Source organism: [Bacillus] enclensis (genome assembly GCF_001456935.1).
Lineage (GTDB): Bacteria > Bacillota > Bacilli > Bacillales > Bacillaceae_B > Rossellomorea > Rossellomorea enclensis.
Map to the genome: position 1 here is coordinate 1,388,947 of NZ_KQ758482.1, position 22,794 is coordinate 1,411,740.

General features: G+C 44.8%; 21 protein-coding genes. 6 read left to right on the forward strand and 15 right to left on the reverse strand.

The window, feature by feature from the left end; translation table 11 throughout:
* Positions 1 to 56 precede the first annotated feature (56 nt).
* A complete protein-coding gene (gene dnaE / locus AS034_RS06945) occupies positions 57 to 3,410 on the reverse strand; it encodes a DNA polymerase III subunit alpha (protein ID WP_058297955.1) in 3,354 nt (1,117 codons plus the stop codon).
* A gap of 143 nt (positions 3,411 to 3,553) precedes the next feature.
* Between dnaE and ytrH the strand changes: the two genes are divergently transcribed.
* Complete coding sequence (ytrH, locus tag AS034_RS06950) at positions 3,554 to 3,889, forward strand: sporulation membrane protein YtrH (protein WP_058297956.1); 336 nt, start codon at positions 3,554 to 3,556, stop codon at positions 3,887 to 3,889.
* Positions 3,886 to 4,389 carry a sporulation membrane protein YtrI gene (gene ytrI, locus AS034_RS06955; RefSeq protein ID WP_058297957.1) on the forward strand — a complete coding sequence of 168 codons (504 nt, stop codon included), beginning with the start codon at positions 3,886 to 3,888 and terminating at the stop codon, positions 4,387 to 4,389. The genes ytrH and ytrI overlap by 4 nt, the downstream gene beginning before the upstream one ends.
* A 352-nt stretch (positions 4,390 to 4,741) precedes the next feature.
* Here ytrI and AS034_RS06960 read toward each other — a convergent pair whose 3' ends face one another.
* Positions 4,742 to 5,680 carry a DHH family phosphoesterase gene (locus AS034_RS06960; RefSeq protein ID WP_032087356.1) on the reverse strand — a complete coding sequence of 313 codons (939 nt, stop codon included), beginning with the start codon at positions 5,678 to 5,680 and terminating at the stop codon, positions 4,742 to 4,744.
* A 93-nt stretch (positions 5,681 to 5,773) separates the two neighbouring features.
* On the opposite strand from AS034_RS06960, the gene AS034_RS06965 reads away from it, so the two are divergent.
* Entirely contained in the window at positions 5,774 to 6,079 is a 306-nt protein-coding gene (locus AS034_RS06965) for a YtpI family protein (RefSeq protein WP_032087355.1), read from the forward strand.
* Between the two features lie 47 nt (positions 6,080 to 6,126).
* Here the strand turns inward: AS034_RS06965 and AS034_RS06970 are convergent, their stop codons facing one another.
* From AS034_RS06970 to ald, 4 genes are all read right to left on the reverse strand, one after another.
* On the reverse strand, positions 6,127 to 7,443 hold the full coding sequence (locus tag AS034_RS06970; protein ID WP_032087354.1) for a CBS domain-containing protein: 1,317 nt from the start codon (positions 7,441 to 7,443) through the stop codon (positions 6,127 to 6,129).
* 108 nt (positions 7,444 to 7,551) lie between these two features.
* Positions 7,552 to 7,803, reverse strand: coding sequence for a hypothetical protein (locus AS034_RS06975; RefSeq protein ID WP_052011494.1), 252 nt, complete (start codon positions 7,801 to 7,803; stop codon positions 7,552 to 7,554).
* 116 nt (positions 7,804 to 7,919) lie between these two features.
* The gene (locus AS034_RS06980) at positions 7,920 to 8,600 is read right to left on the reverse strand and encodes a metal-dependent hydrolase (protein ID WP_032087352.1); all 681 of its coding nucleotides are present in this window, start codon (positions 8,598 to 8,600) and stop codon (positions 7,920 to 7,922) included.
* 564 nt (positions 8,601 to 9,164) lie between these two features.
* Positions 9,165 to 10,283, reverse strand: a complete 1,119-nt coding sequence (ald, locus tag AS034_RS06985) for an alanine dehydrogenase (protein ID WP_032087351.1) — start codon at positions 10,281 to 10,283, stop codon at positions 9,165 to 9,167.
* 463 nt (positions 10,284 to 10,746) lie between these two features.
* Between ald and AS034_RS06990 the strand changes: the two genes are divergently transcribed.
* Positions 10,747 to 12,090: a purine-cytosine permease family protein gene (locus tag AS034_RS06990; protein WP_074439958.1), complete on the forward strand. Its 1,344-nt coding sequence runs from the start codon at positions 10,747 to 10,749 to the stop codon at positions 12,088 to 12,090.
* Positions 12,091 to 12,134: 44 nt separating this feature from the next.
* Here the strand turns inward: AS034_RS06990 and AS034_RS22945 are convergent, their stop codons facing one another.
* The gene (locus tag AS034_RS22945) at positions 12,135 to 12,290 is read right to left on the reverse strand and encodes a hypothetical protein (protein WP_169792803.1); all 156 of its coding nucleotides are present in this window, start codon (positions 12,288 to 12,290) and stop codon (positions 12,135 to 12,137) included.
* Between the two features lie 106 nt (positions 12,291 to 12,396).
* Here AS034_RS22945 and AS034_RS06995 point away from each other — a divergent pair, with 106 nt between their 5' ends.
* Positions 12,397 to 12,849 carry a universal stress protein gene (locus AS034_RS06995; protein ID WP_032087349.1) on the forward strand — a complete coding sequence of 151 codons (453 nt, stop codon included), beginning with the start codon at positions 12,397 to 12,399 and terminating at the stop codon, positions 12,847 to 12,849.
* 35 nt (positions 12,850 to 12,884) lie between these two features.
* Here AS034_RS06995 and argH read toward each other — a convergent pair whose 3' ends face one another.
* Both argH and AS034_RS07005 read right to left on the reverse strand, forming a co-directional pair.
* Positions 12,885 to 14,279, reverse strand: coding sequence for an argininosuccinate lyase (gene argH, locus AS034_RS07000; protein ID WP_032087348.1), 1,395 nt, complete (start codon positions 14,277 to 14,279; stop codon positions 12,885 to 12,887).
* Positions 14,276 to 15,490: an argininosuccinate synthase gene (locus AS034_RS07005; protein ID WP_058297959.1), complete on the reverse strand. Its 1,215-nt coding sequence runs from the start codon at positions 15,488 to 15,490 to the stop codon at positions 14,276 to 14,278. Before AS034_RS07005 ends, argH begins: the two co-directional genes overlap by 4 nt.
* Before the next feature lie 251 nt (positions 15,491 to 15,741).
* On the opposite strand from AS034_RS07005, the gene AS034_RS07010 reads away from it, so the two are divergent.
* Positions 15,742 to 16,047, forward strand: a complete 306-nt coding sequence (locus AS034_RS07010; protein WP_058298103.1) for a hypothetical protein — start codon at positions 15,742 to 15,744, stop codon at positions 16,045 to 16,047.
* Positions 16,048 to 16,562: 515 nt separating this feature from the next.
* On the opposite strand, the gene AS034_RS07015 is transcribed toward AS034_RS07010, so the two are convergent.
* The 6 genes from AS034_RS07015 to AS034_RS07040 all read right to left on the reverse strand — a co-directional run bounded on the left by AS034_RS07015 (position 16,563) and on the right by AS034_RS07040 (position 22,781).
* The gene (locus AS034_RS07015; RefSeq protein ID WP_032087346.1) at positions 16,563 to 17,399 is read right to left on the reverse strand and encodes an EcsC family protein; all 837 of its coding nucleotides are present in this window, start codon (positions 17,397 to 17,399) and stop codon (positions 16,563 to 16,565) included.
* 160 nt (positions 17,400 to 17,559) lie between these two features.
* Positions 17,560 to 18,753 (reverse strand): acetate kinase, encoded by a 1,194-nt coding sequence (locus AS034_RS07020; RefSeq protein ID WP_032087345.1) that lies wholly within the window; start codon positions 18,751 to 18,753, stop codon positions 17,560 to 17,562.
* 879 nt (positions 18,754 to 19,632) lie between these two features.
* Positions 19,633 to 20,616: a class I SAM-dependent methyltransferase gene (locus AS034_RS07025; protein WP_032087464.1), complete on the reverse strand. Its 984-nt coding sequence runs from the start codon at positions 20,614 to 20,616 to the stop codon at positions 19,633 to 19,635.
* A gap of 130 nt (positions 20,617 to 20,746) precedes the next feature.
* Entirely contained in the window at positions 20,747 to 21,247 is a 501-nt protein-coding gene (gene tpx, locus AS034_RS07030; RefSeq protein ID WP_032087344.1) for a thiol peroxidase, read from the reverse strand.
* Positions 21,248 to 21,566: 319 nt separating this feature from the next.
* The gene (ytfJ, locus tag AS034_RS07035) at positions 21,567 to 22,043 is read right to left on the reverse strand and encodes a GerW family sporulation protein (protein WP_058297960.1); all 477 of its coding nucleotides are present in this window, start codon (positions 22,041 to 22,043) and stop codon (positions 21,567 to 21,569) included.
* Between the two features lie 15 nt (positions 22,044 to 22,058).
* Positions 22,059 to 22,781, reverse strand: a complete 723-nt coding sequence (locus AS034_RS07040) for a DUF2953 domain-containing protein (RefSeq protein WP_082641640.1) — start codon at positions 22,779 to 22,781, stop codon at positions 22,059 to 22,061.
* Between the last annotated feature and the right edge of the window lie 13 nt (positions 22,782 to 22,794).

Consider the following 22,794-nt stretch of genomic DNA (forward strand, 5'->3'; position numbering starts at 1 on the left):
TCAGACCACTTTTTTCTATTAAACAATAATATAAATTCCGGTTTAAGTAAAGTATGTTATGTCAAAACGACATTAGGTTTTCCTAAAACTGCTTCTAATTTACTAATCGCATCCCGGGACGCATCTATTCTATAAGAATCAGATAGTTTTATACTTTTCTTGTCTTTTTCAATATAGACAATCACCGATTGATGCCCCTTGTAACGAGCGATGAGGCGCTGTATTTCCTTCATGCAGGCATCTTGATCAACGGCAGCAGGAATTCTCAAGAATAGTTTCTTCTCCCGTGTTTCAGAACGTTCCTTTATCTCTTCGATGGTTTGCACTCTGTTGATGATAAGCTGCAGCTTATTGTTGCGTTCCTCTATTTTTCCATCAAAACATAACACATTCCCTTCTTTCAGGAGTGTCATAATTTGGCGGTAGACCGCAGGAAATACGACTGCTTCCATATCTCCTGTTTCATCACTGATTTCAAGGAACGCCATGACCTCGCCCTTTTTCGTGCGGATTGACCTGATCGAGCTGATAAAGCCGCCTATTGACGCTTTCGCACCCTGCCGGACATCTACAATCAATGCGGCTCCCATATCATCCAGAAGCAGACGGTACGAAGTCACAGGATGATCTGAAAGATAAAGTCCCAGGACTTGTTTTTCGAAATTCAATTTCGTTTCTGCGTTCATTTCCTCTACTTCAACATATTTCGGTTTAAGCAGGAATGCTTCTTCTTCTTTAAATAGATCATGATCATCCTCCGGGTTGACGAGCTCTGCATGCTGAATCGCAACATCAAGGCTTGCGAGGAGGGTGGCCCGGTCTATATTGAATTCATCAAAGGCACCTGCCAACACAAGGTTCTCCAATATCTTCCTGTTGATGATTTTCGAGGAAACCCTCATGCAGAAATCGAACAAATCATCAAATGGCTTGTCTTTTCTTACAGAGATGATTTCTTTCAGTACCTGTGCCCCGATCCCTTTGATTGCGCCGAGACTGTACCTGATCGCCTCTTTCCTCTCCACAGAGAAAACAAATTGGCTGCTGTTGACGGACGGTGGCAGAATATCGATGCCGTATTGTTTCGCTTCTCTTACATACTGAGCGATTTTCGTTTCATTGCCGACGACGGAGGTAAGGAGGGCAGATAAAAAGTAAGCAGGATAATGGGCTTTCAAGTATGCCAGCTGATAGGCAATCATACTATAGGCAACCGCATGGGAACGGTTGAATCCATAATTTGCAAATCGGACGATAAGGTCATAAATGCGATGTGCCTCTTCTGTTGAATAGCCTTTTTGAATGGAACCTTTCACGAAATGCTCCCTTTCCTGATCGAGAACGTCTTTTTTCTTTTTCGAGACGGCTCTTCTTAACAGGTCGGCTTCGCCTAGTGAAAAGCCGGCCATTTTTGAAGCGATTTGCATGATCTGCTCCTGATAAACGATGACGCCGTAAGTCATTTCAAGGATCGGCTTCAAGTCCGGATGGGGATATTCCACCGTTTCCTTACCATGCTTCCGATTGATATACGTCGGGATGTTTTCCATCGGGCCCGGCCTGAACAGGGCGTTGACCGCGACGATATCCTCGAAGGAAGTGGGCTTCAGCCTTGTCAAAACATTGCGCATACCGTCCGACTCAAGCTGAAAGATTCCGTTGGTGTGCCCTTCACTGAGGAGTTTGAAGGTTTTACTGTCATTTGAAGGGATGCGTTCCAAAGTAAAGCGTTTATCCCTTCCCTTCTTTATATTCTTTATGATCCTCTCGAGGATGCTAAGATTCCTGAGGCCGAGGAAATCCATTTTCAATAAGCCGATTTCTTCAAGGATATCCATTGAATACTGGGTCAGATGGATGCCGGATGCACTCCCTTGAATCGGGATCCACTGCACCAAAGGGTCTTCGCTGATCACAACGCCTGCAGCATGTGTAGATGTGTGCCTCGGCAGGCCTTCAAGCTTCAGTGCCGTTTCGAATAACCGTTTATATAATTCCTGGTTTTCGATAAGATCACGGAGCTCTTTGTATTTCTCATAAGCATCCTTCAGCGTTATGCCGGGCTGATTCGGTATCAGCTTCGAAAGCTGCTCCTGCTCTTTCATATTCAACCCGAATACCCTGCCTGTATCCCTCAGGGCTGCCTTTGCTGCAAATGTACCGAATGTAATGATCTGGGCGACATGGAGGGATCCGTATTTTGCTTCTACGTACTCGATCACTTCATCCCTTCGGTGGTCCGGAAAATCAATATCGATGTCGGGCATCGATACCCGTTCAGGATTAAGGAAACGTTCGAATAATAAATGATGCTTGATCGGATCGACATCGGTGATGCTGAGTGCATAAGAAACGAGCGATCCCGCTGCAGACCCCCTGCCAGGACCGGTGAGGATGTCCCTTTCCCTTGCAAATTTCATTAAGTCCCAGACGATGAGGAAATAATCACTGAAGCCCATCCGCCCGATGACATCGAGTTCATAATCGAGCCTTTCCAGATACTCGGCCGTAACCTCTTCAAGCTTTTCACTCAGTCCGATTTCACAAAGCCTGGTGAGTTCGTGCCGGGCTGTCACACCTTCGGGGAGCGGGTATTTTGGGAGGAGCTGCTGATGGAACGGTATTTCGACGGTGCATTCTTCTGCAATCCTCAACGTGTTTTGGAGCTCTTCTACTTCATCCGGAAAAAGTTCTGTCATTTGCTCTTTTGTCTTGAAGTAGTATTCCTCCGTCTCAAGGACAGTCCGTTCATCTTCCGACAGCTTGACACCATCGCGTATTGCATTCATGCATTCATGTGCAAAATGATCTTCCTTGTCCAAATACCGGACATCGTTTGCGGCCACCATATTCACACCGTTTTCACGCGCTATATTTTTCAGCAGGGGATGGAGCGTTTCTTCTGCCTTCAAGCCGTGTTTTTGAAGACTGATATAAAAAGATCCTTCTCCGAACATCCTTTTGTATAGTTGTATGGCTTCTTTTGCTTTATCTTCTTCCCCATTCAATAAATGGGTTTCAACTTCCCCCTGCAGACCGGGAGTGATCGCGATCAGGCCATCACTGTAGGAACTGAGCCACTTATGAGGGATCCCTTCCGGGGACTTCGCCCCGATCGCGCTCGATATCTTCAATAGATTCTGATAACCCCTATTATTCCTGCTCAACAGCACAAGCGGGAACGACTGTTCATCGCTGACAGCGATATCCGCAGTCAAACCGATGATCGGCTTGATCCCTTCCTTCACACATGCCTTATAAAAAGGAATGGCAGCATACATCATATTTCGATCGGTCAACGCCAGGGATCTATATCCGAGCGTCTTCGCTTTATGTACAAGTCCATTTATGGAGATTGTGCTGGAAAGTAAACTATAAGCGCTTGCTACCTGTAAATGAACAAACGACATATTATGCACACCCTTTTTCATTTCAATATACTTTTATTATAGGTAAGAAAAGCAAAAAAAGAAAATATGTTCTCCCTCATATCCTGTCCATGAAACCCATATAGTTATCGTAAGAGAAGATTTGCTCATATGGAGATGATGAAATGGCTGAAGCCTTTTTTCCTGAATTATTCAAGAGTTTCTTTATTGCTTTCGGTGTAATATTGGGGGGATCCCTGATGGGCGGACTCGCTTCCTTTGCAATGGGGCAGCCCCTGTTCATCGAGATGTTCCGTCTTTCAAATTTTTTGCGTATCTGGGCAATCATAGCAGCAATCGGGGGAACGTTCGACACGGTATACAGCTTTGAGAAAGGATTTCTGAATGGAGAAACAAAAGAGCTGTTCAAACAGTTTCTGTTGATTCTATCAGCCTTGGGAGGAGCGAATACAGGTGCCATGATCATTTCATGGCTGACTCAGGAGCATATCTCATCATGAGGATCCCCCCATTCTATAAACTTCCTTCCTGGCAGCGCTTTTTCTCCGGCATGGTTGTGGGGGGCATCGTCAGCTGGATGATCTTCATTTACATGTTCGGGACCATGCATGAGAATCAGACCAAATTGATCGAAGAGCAGAGAAATGAGATCAGCAAATATAAAAATACCCTCTCCTATCTGCAGGAAGAGTATAAGCAGCTAAATAAAAAAAATGAAGATCAGCTGACCATCCAGGAAGTGAAAATTAAGCTCATCAATCCGACCAAAACAAAAGTCGAGCTCCTCAGCATCCATGAAACCGAGGACAGGCTAAGCGGGGATCTGCGCAGCCTGATCAATAAGGACCTTGAAACGGCTTATGGAACCCGTGATCTGATCAAGAAGATCATCGAAAATAAAACCGTGGAGTTAAATGACAAGTCGTTCACCTTTAAAGTGCGTGAGATTTATTTCTGGACAACCACGCAGATCACATTGGAGCTTAAGTATGAGGAATAGAAAAGCTGTGGGATTCTATTTCGGGAGCGTTAGGCTTAAGGGGGGTCTTGGCGGCGCGCGGACTTTAGCGAATAGTGTCGATTAATTGGGATTTCGCCCTTATATCTGAGATTTCGCCCTTAAACCCGGAATTTCACCCTTATAATCGGGATTTCTCCCTTATATCCGATATTCCGCCCATATACTTAGTTCTACGCACATAATGAGAATTCGATGATCAAGGTTTATTACCTATATCTATATTAAAATCGATCACACAAGAAGATTGCTCCCGCCACATTTTTTATAACATCAAAAATTCAAAAAAGCTCCCGGAAATAGGGAGCTTTTAATGCGAATATGCCTTAAATCTTTAATGACCCCGGCAAGCCTCACGTAAATCCCGCAGTACATCTTCTTTCTCTTCCCATGAATAGATGGAAGCGCCTGCTGCGAGCGGATGCCCTCCGCCGTTGTATTTCTTTGCAATGGTGTTGATGACAGGACCCTTTGAACGGAGGCGCACACGGATCTGATCATCCTCTTCGATAAAGAAGACCCATGCTTTGATCCCCTTCACATTCCCTAATGAGCTCACCAATAAGGATGCCTCTGAAGGAACGACATCATGCTGCTCGAGAATGTCCTTGGACATGACCATCTGGGCACAGCCGTCTTCATCCATTTCAAAATTCTGAAGCACAAAGCCTTGCAGCTTCAAGACATTCGAATCAACTTCATACATCTTATTGAACAGGTCGTTCCTGTCAAAATCAAACCGGATCAGTTCTCCCGCGATATCGAACGTTTTCTGGGTCGTGCTCGGGTAAAGGAATCTTCCCGTATCGCCTACGATGCCGGCAAACAGAAGGCGCGCGGCATGATCAGGAAGTACAAGCCCTTTATCCTTTCCGAATTGATAGAATTCATAAATCATTTCACTGACGGAACTGGCAGACGTGTCGATCCATAAATGATCGCCATAGGCATCTTCGTTTGGATGATGATCGATTTTCACCAGCTTTTCCCCCAGCTTGTAGCGGCTGTCACAGATCCGTTCTTCATTGGCAGTGTCACAGACAATGATGAGCGCACCTTCGAAGACTTCATCTTCAATCGGATCAAGGCGGTTCAGATAATGCAGGGTTTCTTCTTCCAGCCCGACAGCATATATATTTTTATCAGGGAAGGAAGCTTTCAACATTTCGGCAAGGCCTCCCTGAGAACCGTAGGCATCGGGATCGGGACGTACATGCCTGTGGATGATGATGGTTTCATATTCTTTGATTAAATCAAGGATCTGTTCTTTCATAAGGATCTCCTTTTTCACGAAATTTTCATTTGGCAATCTGTATTCTTACCTGTAAAATAGTAGCGAGAAAGCCAGCACTGGAGGATAAGAATTATGTATTTTCTCGCTTTTTTCATTACATTAGCATTTGCTTTTTATATTTTCTATAAAATTAAGCAAGTCAGAAGCAACCGGCCGATGGAGAAGAAATGGCTGTCTGCAAAAGCAAGCATGGCTCTTGGCTTGTTCGTTACTTTATTCGGGGTCAATCAGCTTGTCTTATTCCCTGGTACGGTCACGTATATCGTTGGGGCCCTGTTCATCCTGATCGGACTTGGAAGCATCTGGGCAGGATATAAATATTACAGACACGTACTCCCGTATGCAGAGCGGGAAGCAAAGGAACTGAACGGAAATTGATTTTAGTCGGCAAGACCGGGATGGGTATCCCGGTCTTTTCGTTTGTCTTAATGCCGGTCAATCAGCTGACAGATCATGAGCGATTTACCTACCAGGACTCCTTCGCTGTATACTTCAACATCCACCTTACCGAACTTCCGCCCCACATCAAGCACCTTCGGATGGATCTCAAGCATACTTTCCATCTGGACCGGCTTGATAAAGTAGATGGTCATGTTCTCTACAACAAGATCTCCTTTTTTATAAGGCTTCAACACCCGGTTTGCAGCTTCTGTCATAAGGGTCGTAAAGACGCCGTATGACATGGTCCCGAGCCCCGTCGTCATTTGCGGGGTGACGGCAAAGTGGTAAATTTCCTTGTCCCCTTTTTTCTCCCCTGCTTCGACTCCGTTGCTGATCAGGTCATCGATCGTTTCCCCCACCTGCGGCTGCCTTTGGATCATTTGCAGCGCCTTCAGGACGTCCTGGCGCGATATGATTCCCTGCAGTCTGTTCTGTTCATTTACAACCGGCAGGACCTCGATGCCTTCCCAAATCATCATGTGGGCGGCGGACGCAACGCTTGTCTTCTTGCTGACCGTAATCGGGTGCCTGGTCATGATCTTATCGAGCCCGATATGTTTTTCCTGCCCCATGACATCCTTGGACGTCACCATCCCATGCACTTTCAGGTTTTGATCGACGACCGGGAACCTGCTGTGGAACGTATATTGATTTTTTTCATACCAATCTTCAAGTGTATCATTAATATGTAAATATGCGGTATTGTCCACTTTGGTCAAAATATCTTCCACGAGGACAACTTCTTTTTTGATCAGCTGATCATAGATTGCCCGGTTGATCATGGCCGCAACTGTAAACGTATCATAGGACGTGGATATGATCGGGAGTTCTAGCTCATCGGCAAGCTTTTTCACATCATCTTCAGCGTCAAAGCCGCCCGTGATCAGGACGGCTGCCCCGGCTCTCAACGCCTGTTCATGCGCCCTTGTCCGGTTTCCGACAATCAGCAGGTTTCCAGCTTCGGTATAACGCATCATCGCCTCAAGCTTCATCGCACCGATGACGAATTTATTGAGCATCTTATGAAGGCCTGTCCTTCCCCCAAGAACCTGCCCATCAATGATGTTCACGACTTCGGCATAGGTCAGTTTTTCGATGTTTTCTTTCTTCTTCTGTTCGATCCTGATTGTTCCGACACGTTCGATCGTACTGACATAGCCTTTTATTTCAGCATCCTTGATCGCTCTGTAAGCTGTTCCTTCACTGACACTCAGTGCCTTTGCAATCTGGCGGACGGATATTTTCTCTCCGACGGGGAGGGAATCTATGTATTCGAGAATTTGTTCATGTTTGGTTGCCAAGCTTTTCACCCTTCTTTTTTACGTCCTGCTTAGTTTCATTATAATGTGAAAAGCTTGGGGTTTCAATTTTATCAAGGGTTTAACGGCATTTTAGTTAATGCGTCATGCTTACCCGAAGGAACGCAGTCTCCTTTTTCGGGAATCCGATATCTTCCCTTTTCCCCTTTTTGAAGCTTTGGCAGGGCTGAAAAGCAGGGCAGCGAGATTACCGGCTATTACAAAAGTTGCGAGTACGAGCCACCCGATGGCGAAGATCCCCTCGAGTCCGCCGGCTTCGATGGATAATCGCGGAGCTGCATAATACAACAGCGCACCCGTCAGCAGCAGGCAAAGTATATATCGTTGTTTTTTCACAGTCATCCTCCTCTCTATGCTTGTTTCATTTATATGCAGGAGCAGGACGGGATATTGTTAAAAATTAAAAAAGAGAGCGATGCACAGGACGGATCAGCCTCTATACATCACTCTCTTATTCATCAGTATTCGATTACGTCCCCGGCAGACATCACTTGTCCCTCACAGCCATCCAGCATTTCGACGAACTTATGAGGGTCCTGTTTGATTGGCGGGAAGGTATTGTAATGAACAGGGACGACCTTTTTCGGCTTCAGGAAACGTGCAGCCTCAGCCGCATCCTCCGGCCCCATTGTGAAATTATCCCCGATCGGCAGGAATGCCAGGTCAATCGGATGCCTCTCCCCAATCAGTTTCATATCTGAGAATAAACCGGTATCACCTGCATGATAGATTGTTTTTCCTTCAATGAACAACAGAAGGCCGGCCGGCATGCCCATATAGATGATTTCATTTCCGTCTGTAATGAGCCCTGAACCGTGGAACGCCTGGGTGAACTTCACTTTTCCAAAATCAAACTCATATGCGCCCCCGACGTGCATCGGATGCGTTTTGACCAGCTGCCAACTGAGGTAAGTCGCGAGTTCGTGATTGGCTATCACGAGAGAGTCATTTTTCTTTGCAAGTTCAACCGTATCTCCCACGTGGTCATTATGGCCGTGTGTCAGGATGATCACGTCCGGTTGTTCATCTTCTGCTTTGAGATCCGTCAGTTCATTTCCATTGATGAATGGATCGATCAGGATCGTTTTGCCATTTGTTTCGATTTTCACTACTGAATGTCCATGATAAGATACTTTCATTCTAACTCCTCCTGAGACTTTATTGTATATAGATTGATATACCCGGATTTTTATGGTTTTAAAAGTTGAATTACTAAACTGGTTGTTATTTGAATAACTTAGACCGTTCCCTTACGCTGCAGGCACAAGATTCCCCGGGGATGAAGTTGAGCTCCTCGGCAAGCCTGGAAGAAAAGCGGAGGGGCTTTGAAGAGGCGGGTGACATAAGACGTATTGACTTCGAAGGCCTTCTTGGTCGATTTGACTTATGACATGTGCCTCTAAGCCCCGCAGCTGGACAAGTCTCACATTGGCCACTTCTCACGGAGGAGTCTTCGTCTTGCACTCCAATCACCTGTTAGAACGATTTAAATATATAAATTAGTTATGATCTATAATTACCAAGTTTATTAAATGGTGGGTATACAAGCTGTAGTTTTTCATCCGTAAACTTAATGATGTTCTATTTTTATAAACCAGAGTGTATTGGAGCGGAAAAGAATGGTCTACTGTAAAAAAGAACAAAAACCAATTCAGAATACAAAAACCGGCCCAGAAATATTGTCTGCGGCCGGCTTTGGTGTATTAGAGTTGTTCAAGTTGTGTTCTTGTGTTTGAGTAGTCAAGTCCGTGTGCTTCAGCAACGGCTTGATAGGTTACATAACCATTCAGTGTGTTGACCCCTTTAAGCAGGGCTTCATTGTCCAGGCATGCTTGCTTGTAACCTTTTGATGCGATTTGGATCGCATAAGGAACCGTCACGTTTGTCAATGCAATCGTGGATGTACGCGGTACAGCTCCTGGCATATTTGCAACGGCATAGTGGACTACACCATGTTTTTCGTAAGTAGGATCATCATGAGTCGTGATCCTGTCTGTCGTTTCAAAGATACCGCCTTGATCGATTGCGATATCGACCACGACTGATCCAGGAGTCATTGACTTGATCATGTCTTCTGTTACCAGTTTAGGTGCTTTCGCTCCCGGGATCAGGACGGCACCGATAACAAGATCTGCTTCTTTTACAGCTTGTTCGATATTTAATGGGTTGGACATCAGCGTAGTAACATCGCTTCCGAAGATATCATCGAGCTGGCGCAGACGGTCGGGATTCAAATCAAGGATGGTGACGTTAGCTCCAAGTCCGACAGCCATTTTAGCAGCATTCGTTCCGGCAACCCCTCCGCCGATGATCGTTACCTTACTGCGGCGCACACCTGGCACTCCAGATAGAAGAACCCCTTTTCCGCCATGGATCTTCTCAAGGAACTGGGCACCGATCTGAGTCGCCATGCGTCCAGCCACTTCACTCATAGGAGTCAGAAGCGGAAGCGAGCGGTTCACTTCGACTGTTTCGTAAGCAATCGCTACGACTTTATTGTCGATTAGTGCCTTTGTAAGTTCAGGTTCCGGTGCAAGATGTAAATATGTAAATAAAATCAGCCCTTCACGGAAATAAGAATATTCGCTTGGAAGCGGCTCCTTTACCTTCATGACCATATCCATCGACCATGCTTCCGATGCAGTGCTTACGATTTGTCCGCCTGCAGCAGTGTAATCTTCATCTGTAAAGCCTGAACCCATCCCTGCTCCGGATTCGATAAACACCTCATGTCCGAATTGAACAAGGTTCACAACACCGGCAGGAGTCATCGCTACACGGTTTTCATTATTCTTGATTTCCATTGGCACACCAATACGCATATATGCCTACCTCCTTAATCCACAATTGCTCTTATTGAGCATCACTTCATAAATATAACATTTTCCTTATATAATAGCTAAGAGAATTTCGCTTCTCTGTAAGCACTTACATTTTAACAAATAAATTATAATATTTCTCTATTTTAAATCAAAATTATAAATGTTTATTTCTTCTCTTTTTTGCAAAAATTCTTTAAAATATATAACGTTGTTAATTACCGCTTATGTCATCAGTGGAAGACTTGGCTTTCCGCTGGCGGTTGGTGACAATTCTTACATGTCCAGCTGCAAGGTTAAGAGACACATCTCATAAGACTCTGGGCAAAGCCCTTCCGCTTTTTGATAGAAGGATTCTTCTCCCACTGCAACATAACGCTGGAACAGTCAATCATACCAACAAGCTTATAATTAAGTTCAGCTTTATAATATGTTAAAAAGCAAAATACATACAAAGGAGACTTCTATGGTAAAACAACCTGTGATTGAAAGGCTTGGTCTGGAGCCGGTTCCGGCAGAACAGAAGACAACAACGTGGAAGGAATATTTCATCATTCAGCTTGCGTTTTCGGTCAATGCGGGAAACTTTCTTGTTCCTGCACTGGCGGTTACTGAGGGCGGATTGTCCTTCGCCGCTGCATTCACCTGTACCGTATTGGGCGCGCTTGCAGCGTTTCTGTTTGTTTCACTTCTTTCGCAGCCCGGATCAAGACACGGGCTGCCCGCTCAATATGTGCTGAGAACCTTGATCGGTACGAAACTTTCCATGAGGATCGCTTCTCCCATCCGGTCACTGACATCTCTTTACTGGTTCAGTGTTCAAACCATCGGCGGAACATATGTCCTTTTGTCCAGCGTGGAAAAGCTTACAGGTATGTCACTGCCATTCATCCCGATTGCCGCAGGGCTGGCGCTCATCATGACTCTTCTTGCACTGGTCGGGTTCCATGCGGTTAAAAAAGCGGTCAAATACTTCATTCCGGTCCTGGTAATCGGTCAGCTTGTCATACTTTATCTATTTATCAAAGAAGGTCTTGCTGCCGGCGATATGACTCCATTAACAACAGGCACCAAAGATGCTGGGGCAGGTACATTCTTTTTTTATTCGAGCATTGTATTTGTTCAATATGTATCAGGTGTCAGTGCTTCTTCTGATATTACACGCTACAGTAAAAGCAGTGCCCACGGTTTTTGGGGATTGTACGGCGGAAATGTGGCCGGTTTCATGATGACTGCTTTGCTTGGCGGATTGAGTGCGAGCCTGTTCAATGATTTGAATCCATTTGTCGCGGCAAGTGAACTCACCTCGTCACTCATACTGTTAGTGATTATCATCCTGTGTGCAATGGTTTCAATGATCTCGATCAACCTCAGCAATGCCTATACCGGGGGCTACAGCCTCCTTAATGCCCTTCCGGCGCTGTCAAGGATTCAAAGTGCTGCTGTTTTCGGGGCAGCAGGCATTCTATTAAGCTGCATCCCGTCGCTCGTTTCACATGCACAAGGCTACATATCACTCCTTGGCATATTGGTCATTCCCATTTCGGCGATTGTGGTTTCTGATTATCTGCTCGTGAAAAAAGGAACATTAACCGAAAAATCTCTTTTCGGGCTCCTTAACGGAACATCAACCTATAACAAAGAAGCTTTATGGGTGCTTCTCATCGGAATGTTATCTTATATTTTGATACCGGAAACCTATTCACCCGGTTTCCTTTCCTTTATCCTTACATCCGCCCTTTATGCGGCAGCGAAACGCATGTCGTTATTCAAGAGGAATTCACCCCTTTTTGAAAAGAAACTTGGATAGAAAAATGGCTGGTCCACAAACGTGAACCAGCCATTTTTAAACGCTTATTGCTCTTGTTCCCCATGATCTTCATAGGTATTGTAGTATCCGTTTTCCGTATCGATGACACCGCTCGTGTACGAATTCATGATTTGCTGGCTTACTTCCATGCTTCCCTGATCTTCGTACGTAAACTGTTCTTTAGGATCTTTCTTCTTCATCGTAATTCCCCCTGTTGATCAGATATTTTCTTCTATATTGTTCGATTTTCCGTCACGGGCTATAAGTGGAAAAATATAGTATGATAAAGATAAGGAGGGGATAACAATGAGTTTGAAGTATCAGAACATATTAGTAGCCGTCGATGGATCCAAAGAAGCTGAATGGGCTTTCCAGAAGGCGATTGCCATCGCAAAGCGTAATGATGCAACACTTTCCATGATTCACGTGATCGATACGCGTTCATTTGCCGCAATCGAGTCATATGACCGTACTGTCGGTGAGCGGGCGATCCGTTATGCCGAGGAGCTTCTCGAGGAATATAAAAAAGAAGCAGCCGGCAAAGGCGTTACAAAGGTAAATACGTATGTTGAATATGGTTCTCCTAAAGTGATCATCCCCAGAGAAGCGAACAAGAACATTGAAGCAGACCTGATCATATGCGGTGCCACCGGATTGAATGCAGTGGAACGTTTTCTGATTGGAAGCGTCTCAGAGCATATCACCCGGGCTGCTCATTGCGATGTCCTTGTTGTACGGACAGAAGAAAAAGAAGAGTAAATAAAGAGAGGCGGATTTCCGCCTCTCTTTATTTATTATTTAGTTGCCGCTTCTTTTGATTTTAAAAGCGATTTCCCTTTATCAATTTGGGTTTTCACCTGTTGGAATCCTGTGCCGCCGTAAGAATTCCGTCTCTCAACCGCAGCATAAGGTTCCAGGATGGAGTAGATATCTTCCTCGATGAGAGGTGAGTGCTGCTGGTACTCTTCGAGCGGGACATCTTTCAAATAATATCCTTCCCCGATGCAATGGAGGACAAGCTTGCCGACGATTTCATGAGCCTGTCTGAAAGGGACGCCTTTGGCTGCCAGGTAATCAGCGAGTTCAGTCGCATTTGAAAAGTCATTCGACACAGCTTCTTTCATTCTCTTCTGTTTGACTGTCATCGTACGGACCATCCCATTGAAGATCTTCAATGAACCGACCACGGTTTTGACCGTATCGAACATCCCTTCTTTGTCTTCCTGCATGTCTTTGTTATAGGCAAGTGGCAGCCCTTTTAGGACTGTCAGTAAGGAAATGAGGTTGCCGTTGACTCTTCCCGTCTTCCCCCTGACCAATTCAGCCATGTCCGGATTCTTTTTCTGGGGCATGATGCTGCTTCCCGTTGTAAAGCTGTCATCCAGTTCAATGAATTGGAATTCTTCGGTTGACCAGAGGATGAACTCTTCAGCCAGCCGGGAGAGATGCGTCATCAATATCGATCCATTGCTCAAGAATTCAACGATGAAATCGCGGTCGCTGACTGCATCAAGACTGTTTTCATAATATGAACCGAAACCGAGCAGTTCAGCCGAATATGCCCGGTCGATCGGAAATGTCGTACCGGCGAGCGCACCGGCACCAAGCGGTGAAAGATCAATTCTCTTAAGTGAATCTTCCAATCGCTCTTTATCACGCTGAAGCATCCAGAAATAACACATTAAATGATGGGCGAACGAAATCGGCTGTGCGCGCTGGAGATGCGTATAACCGGGTATGATCGTTTCCACGTTTTTTTCGGATTGAAGGATGATCCCTTCCTGCAGTTCATCGATCAGTTCAATGATTTCCTGCACCCTGCGCTTTAAAAATAAATGCATATCGGTGGCAATCTGATCATTCCTGCTTCTCCCAGTATGCAGTTTACCCCCGACTTCGCCGATTTCATCAATTAATAGTTTTTCAAGGTTCAAGTGGATATCCTCATACTCCACTGAAAAATCCAATTCCTGTTTCAATGCCTTGTCATACAGCGTGTGAAGCCCCTGAAGGATTTGATCTGCTTCTTTCACAGACAGGATGCTGCATTTTTTCAGCATGGTCACATGGGCGATACTGCCTTCTATATCCTCAAAGACCAATTGCTGGTCGAATGAAATGGATGCATTGAATTCATCCACCCACTCTTCCGGTTTTTTTGTGAATCGTCCGCCCCACAGCTTACTCATAGAGTCACTTTCTCCTTTTTCTCAGAGCTGTTGATGGCAGAGGAAACCTTTGTCGGCAGTCCCCAAAGCTTGATGAAACCAACCGCAGCATCATGATCGAATTCATCCGCTTTTGTATACGTAGCCAGATTTTCATCATACAGTGAGTTCGGGGATTTTCTTCCCTCCACGATGGCATGACCCTTGAAAAGTTTCACACGTACCACTCCATTGACATACACTTGAGTCTGATCAAGGAATGATTTTAATGCCTGGTTTAACGGTGAGAACCAGAGGCCTTCATATATCAACTCAGTCATTTTCTTTTCGATGACCGGCTTAAAATGTGCGAGTTCCTTCACAAGCGTTAAATCTTCAAGTTCCTTATGTGCCTTCAGGAGAGTGACAGCGCCCGGGCATTCATACACTTCACGCGATTTGATTCCGATCAAACGGTTCTCCACGTGGTCGATGCGCCCTACCCCGTGTTTACCTGCAATAAGATTCAACTCAGAAATCAATTGATCCAGCGGTTTCTCCTGTCCATTCAATTCAACCGGTACACCCTGTTTAAATGTAATTTCCACCACATCTGCTGTATCCGGTGCTTCTTCGATGCTGCTGGTAAGATCATAAGCATCTTCCGGTGGAGCCGTCCAAGGATTTTCTAAGACACCGCATTCATTGCTTCTTCCCCACAAGTTCTGATCGATGGAGTAAGGAGAGTCGAGATTGATCGGAATTGGAATCCCTTTATCTTTGGCATATTCGATTTCTTCTTCGCGTGACCATTTCCATTCACGGACAGGAGCGATCACCTCAAGCTCCGGATTCAAAGCCCCAATGGAAACTTCAAATCGCACCTGGTCATTCCCTTTTCCCGTACATCCGTGTGCGACGGCAGAAGCACCCTCTTTTTCAGCCACTTCGACAAGTTTACTTGCAATCAAAGGTCTTGAAAGCGCTGAAACGAGCGGATATTTTCCTTCATATAACGCATGGCTTTGCAGCGCAGTCAGCGCATAATCCTTCGCAAATTCTTCCTTCGCATCGATCACATAACTTTTCGATGCACCGACCGTCAGCGCCTTTTCTTTTACAAAATCAAGGTCTTTCCCTTCACCGACATCCAGACAGCAGGCGATGACTTCGTATCCTTTTTCCTTCAGCCATTGCACTGCCACTGACGTATCCAAACCACCTGAATAAGCTAAAACCACTTTTTTGTTCAATCGTATTCCCTCCAGTTGTTGTTTATATAAATTGAGTATTTGAAAGTAATTAATGAATATTTATTCTTTTGAATGAATTTATATTAACAACATCTCTTCTATATTTCAATACTTATTCATGAATTTGTATAAATATTTTATGAGCCATATTCTGAATCAGCAGTATGAATGGATTCGCAGGGGGAATTGATGTAGGATTTAATTAACGATATTAACACGGAAAAGGAGAACGCAGGAGTTATATGAGTACAATAAGCAGTCACTTTTCATACAATACACGTTTGAAAATAAATCTGCCCTGCCTGTCAAAGGAGTGGGGCATGTATCCGTCTCATGAGAAGGAAGCAATCCTTCTCGAGTGGGAAAGAATTAGAGGAGCCATTCCTGACCGGATCGGGGAGATTGATGAGGAAATTGAAGAGCTGCAGTCCCGCCTCGGCCAGGAAGAGGACTTTGCGGAATCTTGCAAGCTGAACAGCGAAATATCAGAGAAAGCATCGCAGATCAATGATCTGTGGATATGGTATCGTAAATCACCGGAAATGAATGAGGAATAGTACACGCTTTATGTCCGGGCTGAAGATGCCGATTATTGAGGGATGATGCCTGAGGGTATGAGTACTGTCTTTTTTAAATATTTTTACACGTTTTTTATGATTTTTTTGTTTGTTTTTGGATAAAGGTGACAGGTGAAAATTAAATTCCTTTAGGAACTGTATAACTTTTCGGCTCACGTCATTTTTAAAGAGGGTATTTTTGGGTGGTCGGTGAATTTATTATCGAAAATTAACTTTTTATTATCGGAACTGAAAGAATTATTATCGAATTCCTTGAATTTATTATCGAAAAATCAAATATTTTTATTGAGTCTATCGTTTTATTATCAATAAGATGAAGTGCTAATCAAAAGTACATTCTTATTAGCAATCTACTCTTGGGTCAAAAGAACAACAGCATTATAAAAAGAAGCCGTGACAAAAATTTTTTTTAGTCAAAGTAAAATCCGAACTATTATTATGAATTCTAGGATTCATTATAGTTCGGATTTTTCGCTTTTGCTAAAAAATGCATTTTATTGATTCTTCTTCAAGCGCAGGTAACGATACTGATAATATTTCTCTGCAAAATCAGTGATTTTACGGGAAAGCTGATAGTTTACACCTGCACCGACCGCTATACTGACAAGCGGAAGACCCGACCACTTCTTCCCTTTGAACATGGTGATCGCAAGGGCTTTGAATGCCTGCTTCATCGGTCCCTCGAGCCACGTGTAATCGGTCAGCTGTTCCGATCCGTCATAGAAATAATTCGAATCCTTCTTGTTCAAATCCTCCATGAGATCTTCCCAGGCCAGTGCCCGGAGTCGTGATGGAAGGGTGGAGGCATGGAACACTTTCAATGCTGTCATCATTTCAAACGGCGTCTGGACATCAAATCCGTAGGTGATCGCAATCAGCTGCACCGACCTTAGATTGATCACGGCCATTGCAGGCAGATCCGAACCAAGAGCCACAAGTCCGCCTGTACCTGTGAATCCGCCTTGGAACAATGAATAAATGCGGTGCCGTCCTGCATGCTGCTCGGCGATATAATGAAGCTGATCAATTGTGAGGTACTGAAGATCTTCAATCGTCTCAATATCCTGGTTGAATGCCCTGGCCGTTACCAAGATGCGTTCCCTTGCATCATTTTGCATCTGCGATCCCTGGATAAGGGAATGCATGTGGAACAGCCAGCCGTCCAAACGCTGAAAAAATTGTTCCTGGACATCCTGGGGGATGGATTCAAAAGCGTAATCCAGCCACTTTACATATGTATGCTCCAAATCATTCGCTTCATATTCATACAAGCCTTCTTTCCACGATTTGATTGACTGCCAAACTTGTTTATCCCGATCGGACCAGCTCATGACTTCCACTCCTTACAGTTACGAAATTAGTATAAGTATATCATACAACTTCTGTCCCCGATGAAAATGCAAAGTGAATTTTCTGTAATTTTATCTTCTATTATATAACCGCAAAAAAACAGGACCGTCAATATGGAGGTCCTGTTTGATTCAGCCTATATTAAATGTTTCCTTTTTCAACAACGTCACGGGCGATCATGACTTCTTCGTTAGTCGGGATGACCATGACTTTTACCGGTGAGTGCGGGTAGTTGATGAAAGTTTCTTCACCGCGCACGTTATTGCGTGCAGGATCCCAGTATACACCCATGAATTCAAGGCCTTGAAGTACTTTTTCACGGACAAGGGTGCTGTTTTCACCGATGCCGGCAGTGAATACGATCGCATCCACCCCGTACATGCGTGAAGCGTAGGAACCGATATATTTATGAATGCGGTTCGCGAATACTTCGAGGGCAAGCTCTGCACGTTCATTTCCTTCAGAGGCCTGCTGCTCAATATCACGAAGGTCGCTTGAGAATCCGGATACACCAAGCATTCCTGATTTTTTATTCAGGATATTCAACACTTCTTCCGCTGTTGAACCTGTTTTTTCCATAATGAATGGAATCAATGCCGGGTCGATGTTCCCTGAACGGGTACCCATCGCTACACCTGCAAGTGGTGTGAAGCCCATGGACGTATCGATTGATTTTCCACCTTCGATGGCAGCGATACTCGCACCATTACCAAGGTGGCAGGAAATCAGGCGCACCTGCTCCTTCGGACGGCCAAGCATTTCAGCGGCTCTCTCAGATACGTATTTATGTGAAGTACCGTGGAATCCGTATTTACGGATGCCGAAATCTTCATAATACTCATAAGGGAGGCTGTATAAGAATGAGCTTTCAGGCATGGACTGGTGGAAAGCCGTATCAAATACCGCTACTGCGGGTACATTCGGAAGCACGTTCTTGAATGCTTTGATACCTGTCAGGTTCGCAGGATTATGAAGCGGAGCAAGATCTGACAGTTCACCGATCTTTTCAATTACTTCATCCGTGATGAGGACAGACTCGTTAAAGACTTCCCCTCCGTGTACGACACGGTGTCCGATTCCCTGAATTTCATCAAGAGAACCGATGATGCCAAAGCCGGTCAGCTTGTCCAATAACATTTTGACCGCTACTTCGTGATCAGGGATATCCGTTACTTCCTCTTTCTTTTCACCGTTCACTGATATGTTGAAAACCGCATTGTCCAAGCCAATACGCTCAATAAGTCCTTTAGTGATAACTGTTTCTTCAGGCATATCGAAAAGCTGAAACTTCAAAGATGAGCTTCCAGCATTGATCGCAATGATTTTGTTTGCCACGATGTATCGCTCCTTTTAATTTAGGATCTTGATTATCTATATTGTGTTCATAGAATCACTTTTTATCTCTCAGTTTCTCATTTAATCACTGTCCACTCCCTATTTCAAGAAAAAGCTTGAAATGACATCGTTTTCATGTTAAATTAAATATTTTCACAAAATTCCAAATGGATTCACTCTTTTTTTACCGCATAAAGGAATGAATTAAACTTTTTCACATTTGCTAGTTCTTTACGTTCCATGCACAAGAATCCCCGGGGAGCAGGCCGAGCCATTTAAGTCTCGCTTCTGAACAGGGATTCTTTCGTCAAGCTTGTACTTTAATAGTCTCGTTATGGCTCTATTTGAGAAGCTCTATTTAAGAATGGGGTCGCGCGCAAGTAGGGGATTATTGTTCCTGAAATCAGAATTGCGCCACTTTCCGGTTAATTGCGCCGGAATCCCGATAATTGCGCCACTTTCCGGATTATTGCGCCGGAATCTTGATTATTGCGCCACTTTCCGGATTATTGCGCAGGAATCCCGATAATTGCGCCGCCACACAGGGACAGCAGTCTGTATCCTGGGCCCGATCAACGATTTTCAGGAAGCAAAATGACGATTCTGCCCTTCAATCGTATAATTGCACCCTTCAGAATCACGATTACACCCTTCATCGACACTATTCTACCCTTCAACAAATTATTTCTCCCTCTCAAAAAATTAATTGCACCCTACATGTCGAAAAATCTTCATCCTGCCTGCTCCCCAGGCCGCTCCCCCAAACGCTGGGGGGTCTCCACATTTCCTCTGTCTCCCATCGAATTCAAGTGCCGCCCCCTCCAATCATTGAAAAAGTAAAAGAGACTGCCCTAATCAAGAACAGTCTCCAATCAAGCATTATTTATTTTCAACCAGCCACTGATCAATCTTGCCAAGGATATCTTCTAATGCACGCTGATTTGAGAGGCTTGGAAGATTCGCGAGCAGGACTTCTTTCGGCGCTTTCAAACCTTCTTTCTTCTTTTGAAGAATCAGGATGCTTTTGGCCGAGTTCTTATTTTTAAAGAGTGAAAGAGGCAGCTGCAGGAAGCCCTGTATGTTCACTTTTTCTTTTAAAAATAAATGAAGCTGGCTGCTGAGCGGTGATTCGAACAGTGCATTCGGGACGATGAAGAACAGGTAGCCGCCTTCTTTCGTATGCTTCAGGCTTTGTTCGATGAATAAATGATGTGCGTAGGAATGCCCTTCTTCCGCTTTCAATTCATAATCGCCGGCTCTGATATCGTTCGGATAGTATCCAACAGGAAGATCGCTGAGAACGATATCTACCGGGTCGATGAAAAGAGGCTCCAAGGCGTCCTGATTGAACAGCTGCAGAGGGTGCTTTTGAAGATTGGCCCCTACATAGGCCAACTTGATCAGCACTTCATCGATTTCCACCCCAATGGAGTCGGATTCGACGTGTGGCATCTGATTCAACACAGTTGTCAGGAGATTCCCTGTACCGATCGCCGGGTCCAGCACAGTCAGCTTTTCGCTGCCCTGAGTGAATTTATTGACGAGGAAGCTGATAAACAACCCGAGGGAATCCGGGGTCATCTGATGATTTGGCTGAACGTTTTCCTTCATACCCTTGAGGATGGCAAACTGAAAGGCTTTGCGGATATCCTCATTTTCAAAGCTTCCGATCTTGATTTCTTCATATTTTTTATGTAGACGTTTTTTTGTCAGTTCGCTTACTTCATCTTGAAGGATCTCGCCTTGAAAAAGGTTTTCCCCTGTTTCGGCCACGGCTTCCAGATAGCTGCATGCGAGCTCTTCCTTAAGAAGCTGTGACGTTTCATCGATGATCGCGAAAAGAGATTCGACTGGCGAATTCATCATATCATTCATTCCTTTACCAACGTTTTCTGTCCTCTATTTTACCCGCCGCCGGGCAGTTTGTAAAAACAACAATGCTGACCATACAGCGAAGGCAGGTCAGCATGTCCCTTTTCTCTAGTGAGTTGTATTATTTCGCATTCTTCACTGCTTCTACTGCAGCATCGTAATCCGGGTGATTGGTTGCTTCACTCACATATTCCACATAAGTGACTTCATCATTGCTGTCGACCACAAATACGGCACGTGCAAGCAAACGCAATTCCTGGATGTGAACGCCGTATGCTTCACCGAATGAAAGGTCGCGGTGATCGGAAAGCGTCTGGACATTTTCAATTCCGTTCGCTCCGCACCAGCGCTTTTGCGCGAAAGGAAGGTCGACTGAAACAGTCAATACTTCAACGTTATCAAATTTCGTTGCTTCTTCGTTGAATTTTCTTGTTTGTGCATCACAAACACCAGTATCAATTGAAGGAACGACACTGATCAAACGAACCTTACCCTTTGAATCATTCAGAGTCACTTCTGATAAATCATTTGCAAGTACGGTGAAATCAGGTGCTTTGTCCCCGACTTTCACTTCGCTGCCAAGCAGTGTTACAGGGTTGTTCTTAAATGTAATGTTTGCCATTATTTGTTCCTCCTCTATGATTAGTATGTACAGTTTCATAGTACAGAAAATCGGATGTGCAACGCAACTGATAAGGGTCGAGATGTTAAAATGCCACAGTTGATTTCGGTGCAAGACTTCGTTTTCCGCCGGCGGCCGTTGAGCCTCCGCGTCGCTAAAGCTCCTGCGGGGTCTCACCTGGCCCGCTTCTCCCGCAGGAGTCTTCGACTTGCACCCTAATCAACTGCTGGTACACCTTCATACGCCATCCATCGAGACGATTATGGTTCTATCAAAAAAGAGCTGACTACAGAGTCAGCCCCCTTAAGAAAATGTTTTTTTAGAAATCCATATTCTGCTTTGGTCCGTTTCCTTGTTGGCCGCTTCCCTGATCGTTCTTTTTCATCATGCCCTGGATTTTTTCGATTGCACCCGGGGCAAGGTCGAGCAGACGGTCCAAGAGGTGTGTGCTTTCGTCCAGATGAAGCATTTTGATGCCTCTTGAGCTGACGATCAGGAATGCGATCGGTGTGATGGAGACCCCGCCGCCGCTACCTCCGCCAAACGGCTGCTTCTTCGAAGACCCTTCACCGTCGCTGCCGCCTTTTCCTCCTTCAGAATCACCTTTTTTGCTTTTGCCGTCGATGTTAAATTCACTTCCGCCTGCAGCAAACCCGAAGCCTACTTTTGACACCGTCAAAATGACGCTGCCGTCAGGCGTTTCAACAGGATCGCCAATGATTGTATTTACATCGATCATCTCTTTTAAATTTTCCATTGCAGTGGTCATAAGACCTTCAATCGGATGTTCAGACATGTCTAGTCCTCCTCGCTAAACTGATTGTTGTTCTTCTTCTGAGAGCCCTGAAAGAGACAACGACTTGAAGTCCGGTTTGCCGCCTCTCCAGTACCGAAGTATCTTGAAACCTACTAGGATAGCATTCCCTATCCGAAACTGGATAATACATGAAAAATGAGTCTGGATGATGGCTTTCTGGAAGGATGGAATCACTTCGACCGATGGGGGTGACTGCAGCCTCATATATCCGCTGATGATGCCGATGATGCTTCCTTTCAAGCCCCATATCGCCCCTGTCATCGCCCCGGTGGAAGCAGCATCACCGGTTCCGAATAGGGTCTTCCAATGAATATGATCGATTTTCACTTTTTTCAAGAAAGTGCGGATGATCTTATGAAATCCTTTTACATGGGTAAGGATTTCTTTCGTATCATGCAGGCTGTTGATAAAATCTTTCGGAGAAATCTTCTTTTTAGATTCTTTTTCACTCGAGGGCGCTTTTTCCTTCCCCCTCATTTTTTTCTCTTCGACCACGACATTGGGACCGTCGTCATCAAGTTTGACCAGCGGAACGTCGATCGTGTATCTCAGCAAGCCGAACCAGGCCCGGAGCTTCACCTTGAAATGATCATTGTCATTCCCATGGTATAAAGTAAGGGTGATCGTTAATTTCGTTATAATAATAAGAATAATGATGATAACTAATAATGCAGATAGAATGAGTAATGCCCATACCCAACCACTCAATTTTTTCACAACCCTTCAACTT